General features: G+C 55.9%; 3 rRNA genes. All 3 read right to left on the bottom strand.

From position 1 onward, the window contains the following. Window positions 1-41: 41 nt before the first annotated feature. A 5S ribosomal RNA gene (gene rrf / locus E0H45_RS42275) occupies window positions 42-159 on the bottom strand. 174 nt (window positions 160-333) lie between these two features. After that, window positions 334-3,458 (bottom strand): 23S ribosomal RNA (locus E0H45_RS42270). Between the two features lie 517 nt (window positions 3,459-3,975). Beyond that, window positions 3,976-5,500: ribosomal RNA gene (locus tag E0H45_RS42265) — 16S ribosomal RNA — on the bottom strand. The 16S, 23S and 5S rRNA genes sit together here, the layout of an rRNA operon. Between the last annotated feature and the right edge of the window lie 252 nt (window positions 5,501-5,752).

Here is a 5,752-nt window from a genome sequence, read left to right as displayed (position 1 = left end):
TAAGGGCCACCCCTAGTGGGGTGGCCCTTAACAGTGTGAATGTCCGGCGGCGTCCTACTCTCCCACGACCTCCCGGTCGCAGTACCATCGGCGCTGGCGGGCTTAACTTCCAGGTTCGGAATGGAGACTGGGTGTTTCCCCGACGCTATGGCCACCGAAACTCTATAGAAATATCAATCAAACACACTCGAGCCACAAACCCCGCTGGGGGTTTGGTTGCTGGGGTTTGACCGTATTCCGGGAACCGTACAGTGAACGCGAACATCGTTACTTCATAGCGCAGGCTTGCGAAACAAACATTGCTGGTTTCCACATCCCGCCTGGGGATGTGTAAGAGACAAGCCCTCGGCCTATTAGTACCAGTCAGCTCCACACCTTGCGGCGCTTCCACTTCTGGCCTATCAACCCAGTGGTCTACTGGGGGCCTTACCCGGTTAACCCGGTGGGAGACCTCATCTTGAAGCGTGCTTCCCGCTTAGATGCTTTCAGCGGTTATCACTCCCGAACGTAGCCAACCAGCCGTGCTCCTGGCGGAACAACTGGCACACCAGAGGTTCGTCCACCCCGGTCCTCTCGTACTAGGGGCAGCCCTTCTCAAGTCTCCTGCGCGCGCAGCGGATAGGGACCGAACTGTCTCACGACGTTCTAAACCCAGCTCGCGTGCCGCTTTAATGGGCGAACAGCCCAACCCTTGGGACCTACTCCAGCCCCAGGATGCGACGAGCCGACATCGAGGTGCCAAACCATCCCGTCGATATGGACTCTTGGGGAAGATCAGCCTGTTATCCCCGGGGTACCTTTTATCCGTTGAGCGACGGTGCTCCCACATGCCACCGCCGGATCACTAGTTCCGACTTTCGTCCCTGCTCGACATGTCTGTCTCACAGTCAAGCTCCCTTGTGCACTTACACTCGACACCTGATTGCCAACCAGGCTGAGGGAACCTTTGAGCGCCTCCGTTACCTTTTAGGAGGCGACCGCCCCAGTCAAACTACCCACCAGGCACTGTCCCTGATCCGGATAACGGACCAAAGTTAGACAGCCAGAACAATCAGAGTGGTATTTCAACGATGACTCCACCCGAACTGGCGTCCGAGTTTCACAGTCTCCCACCTATCCTACACAAATTGTACCGACCACCAATACCAAGTTGTAGTAAAGGTCCCGGGGTCTTTCCGTCCTGCTGCGCGTAACGAGCATCTTTACTCGTAATGCAATTTCGCCGAGTCCATGGTTGAGACAGCGCCCAAGTCGTTACGCCATTCGTGCAGGTCGGAACTTACCCGACAAGGAATTTCGCTACCTTAGGATGGTTATAGTTACCACCGCCGTTTACTGGCGCTTAAGTTCAAAGCTTCGCCGGCCGAAACCAGCTAACCTGTCCCCTTAACGTTCCAGCACCGGGCAGGCGTCAGTCCGTATACATCGAATTACTTCTTCGCACGGACCTGTGTTTTTAGTAAACAGTCGCTTGGGCCTGGTCTCTGCGACCATCACCGCTTCCACCAGCAAGTGGTGTAACGGATCAGGTCCCCCTTCTCCCGAAGTTACGGGGGCATTTTGCCGAGTTCCTTAACCATGGTTCACTCGATCGCCTTGGTATTCTCTACCTGATCACCTGTGTCGGTTTGGGGTACGGGCGGCTCTAACACTCACTGCGAAGTTTTTCTCGGCAGCATGGGATCATCCACTTCCCCTGAACGGGTCCGCCTCGGCTCTCAGGCTATATGAGACACGGATTTGCCTATGCCTCGCCCTACCACCTTGCCCGCGGATCAGCTTGCGCCTACCATCGCCGCGGTTGGACTACCCTCCTGCGTCACTCCTCAATGCACCTACTACCACCTCGGGTCACCAACCCCACCAATCCGTCCGAAGACATCAAGGTTTCGTTGGCTTAGCATCAGCGGGTTCGGTCGGGTCGTGTTAATGCCGGTACGGGAATATCAACCCGTTGTCCATCGACTACGCCTGTCGGCCTCGCCTTAGGTCCCGACTTACCCAGGGCAGATTAGCTTGACCCTGGAACCCTTGATCATCCGGCGGACGGGTTTCTCACCCGTCATTCGCTACTCATGCCTGCATTCTCACTCGTGCAGCATCCACAACTCCATCACTAGGCTGCTTCACACGCTGCACGACGCTCCCCTACCCATCCACACACCTGGACACAGATCAAGTCTGTGCCGAGTAATAGTGTAAATGCCACAGCTTCGGCGGATTGCTTGAGCCCCGCTACATTGTCGGCGCGGAATCACTTGACCAGTGAGCTATTACGCACTCTTTCAAGGGTGGCTGCTTCTAAGCCAACCTCCTGGTTGTCTGGGCAACTCCACATCCTTTTCCACTTAGCAATCGCTTAGGGGCCTTAGCTGGTGATCTGGGCTGTTTCCCTCTCGACTACGGAGCTTATCCCCCGCAGTCTCACTGCCGCGCTCTCACTTACCGGCATTCGGAGTTTGGCTGATTTCGGTAAGCCGGTAAGCCCCCTAGACCATCCAGTGCTCTACCTCCGGTAAGAAACACGCGACGCTGCACCTATATGCATTTCGGGGAGAACCAGCTATCACGGAGTTTGATTGGCCTTTCACCCCTATCCACAGGTCATCCCCCAGGTTTTCAACCCTGGTGGGTTCGGTCCTCCACGCGGTCTTACCCACGCTTCAACCTGCCCATGGATAGATCACTCCGCTTCGGGTCTAGAGCATGCGACTAAAGCGCCCTATTCAGACTCGCTTTCGCTACGGCTACCCCACACGGGTTAACCTCGCCACACACCACTAACTCGCAGGCTCATTCTTCAAAAGGCACGCCGTCACACCCCACAAGGAGATGCTCCGACGGATTGTAGGCAATCGGTTTCAGGTACTATTTCACTCCCCTCCCGGGGTACTTTTCATCTTTCCCTCACGGTACTAGTCCGCTATCGGTCACCAAGAAGTATTTAGGCTTAGCGGGTGGTCCCGCCAGATTCACACGGGATTTCAAGAGTCCCGTGCTACTTGGGAAAACACTCAAGAGTCACTGTCTTACGCCTACAGGGCTATAACCCACTACGGCTCAACATTCCAGAAGATTCGACTTCAACAGTGATTTATAACTCTTCGGTCTCACGGCATTAAGACCCGAATGCTCCCACAACCCCACATGCGCAACGCACGCCGGCTATCACACGCACATGGTTTAGCCTCATCCGCTTTCGCTCGCCACTACTCACGGAATCACTATTGTTTTCTCTTCCTGCGGGTACTGAGATGTTTCACTTCCCCGCGTTCCCTCCAGAACCCTATGTGTTCAGGCACTGGTAACTGGCTTTAGAATGCCAGCTGGGTTTCCCCATTCGGACACCCCCGGATCACAGCTCGGTTGCCAACTCCCCGGGGCTTATCGCAGGCTCCAACGTCCTTCATCGGCTCTTGGTGCCTAGACATCCACCGATTGCCCTTAGTAGCTTGTCACAAAAAATCAACAAATCTGCGAAATCGCAAATTACGCTACAAAAGATGCTCGCGTTCACTATACAGTTCTCAAAATACGGGCAGGAACACCAGCCCTACATTCACCACCCGCTGGTTCGAGCATCCAGCCCAGGGAAACAACCCACCCGGTCCAGAACACCCACACCAACAGTTTGATGAGAGCCGGCCCCAGCCACCAGACACACACCGATCCGCAAAGATCCAGTGCATCCGTGACCCAGAAGAAACAGTCCCGAACCCCCAAGAACCAAAGTCCCTGTGAGCCAGGCCCGATTCCTCAGGACCCAACAGCGCGCCTCGATGATTCACTCCACCAGCTCCGCGTTCCACGCCCACACCCTCGAAAGAGTGTCAGCAGTACTAACAACAGCCGATCTCGCTGCACATCTAATGGTCAATGTTCCACATTCCGAAGCACCGTCGCCTTGGAACGGATGTCCAAGAAACGACGAATTGACAACCCACCCTTACGGGTCGATCGCCGAATGCTCCTTAGAAAGGAGGTGATCCAGCCGCACCTTCCGGTACGGCTACCTTGTTACGACTTCGTCCTAATCGCCAGCCCCACCTTCGACGGCTCCCTCCACAAGGGTTAGGCCACCGGCTTCGGGTGTTGCCGACTTTCATGACGTGACGGGCGGTGTGTACAAGGCCCGGGAACGTATTCACCGCAGCGTTGCTGATCTGCGATTACTAGCGACTCCGACTTCATGGGGTCGAGTTGCAGACCCCAATCCGAACTGAGACCGGCTTTTTGGGATTCGCTCCACCTTGCGGTATCGCAGCCCTTTGTACCGGCCATTGTAGCATGCGTGAAGCCCTGGACATAAGGGGCATGATGACTTGACGTCATCCCCACCTTCCTCCGAGTTGACCCCGGCAGTCTCCTATGAGTCCCCACCACCCCGAAGGGCGTGCTGGCAACATAGGACGAGGGTTGCGCTCGTTGCGGGACTTAACCCAACATCTCACGACACGAGCTGACGACAGCCATGCACCACCTGTATAGGACCCTTACGGACCCCCCATCTCTGGAGGATTTCCCTATATGTCAAACCCAGGTAAGGTTCTTCGCGTTGCATCGAATTAATCCGCATGCTCCGCCGCTTGTGCGGGCCCCCGTCAATTCCTTTGAGTTTTAGCCTTGCGGCCGTACTCCCCAGGCGGGGCGCTTAATGCGTTAGCTGCGGCACGGAGGACGTGGAATGTCCCCCACACCTAGCGCCCAACGTTTACGGCGTGGACTACCAGGGTATCTAATCCTGTTCGCTACCCACGCTTTCGCTCCTCAGCGTCAGGTAAGGCCCAGAGAGCCGCCTTCGCCACCGGTGTTCTTCCTGATATCTGCGCATTCCACCGCTACACCAGGAGTTCCGCTCTCCCCTGCCTACCTCTAGTCTGCCCGTATCGGAAGCAGGCTCGGGGTTAAGCCCCGAGTTTTCACTCCCGACGTGACGAACCGCCTACGAGCCCTTTACGCCCAATAATTCCGGACAACGCTCGGACCCTACGTATTACCGCGGCTGCTGGCACGTAGTTGGCCGGTCCTTCTTCTGCAGGTACCGTCACTCTCGCTTCGTCCCTGCTGAAAGAGGTTTACAACCCGAAGGCCGTCATCCCTCACGCGGCGTTGCTGCGTCAGACTTTCGTCCATTGCGCAATATTCCCCACTGCTGCCTCCCGTAGGAGTCTGGGCCGTGTCTCAGTCCCAGTGTGGCCGGTCGCCCTCTCAGGCCGGCTACCCGTCGACGCCTTGGTAGGCCATTACCCCACCAACAAGCTGATAGGCCGCGAGCCCATCCCCAACCGCCAGAACTTTCAACCAACCACCATGAGATGGTCAGTATTATCCGGTATTAGACCTCGTTTCCGAGGCTTATCCCAAAGTTGAGGGTAGGTTGCTCACGTGTTACTCACCCGTTCGCCGCTCGTGTACCCCCGAAGGGGCCTTACCGCTCGACTTGCATGTGTTAAGCACGCCGCCAGCGTTCGTCCTGAGCCAGGATCAAACTCTCCGTTGAAAAATATGACAACCAGTCAAAGACCGGATAGTCGACACATCGAGTGATCCTTTGAATCAGAAACAATCAAACTGACTTGTCATCCGTATAAATTTCAAAGGAATCCGTCACAGAACACAGACAACCAACCACCCAAAACCTCGAAAAGGCCAGGGGTGAAAAAGATGCCCAATGCCTGTGAACGGGGATACTTCAATTTCGGCATTGACTTTCGGCACGCTGTTGAGTTCTCAAGAATCGGACGCACACCGC

The sequence above is a fragment of the Kribbella soli genome (genome assembly GCF_004331345.1).
In the GTDB taxonomy this organism is placed as follows: domain Bacteria; phylum Actinomycetota; class Actinomycetes; order Propionibacteriales; family Kribbellaceae; genus Kribbella; species Kribbella soli.
This window is presented reverse-complemented; position numbering and strand designations above follow the sequence as displayed.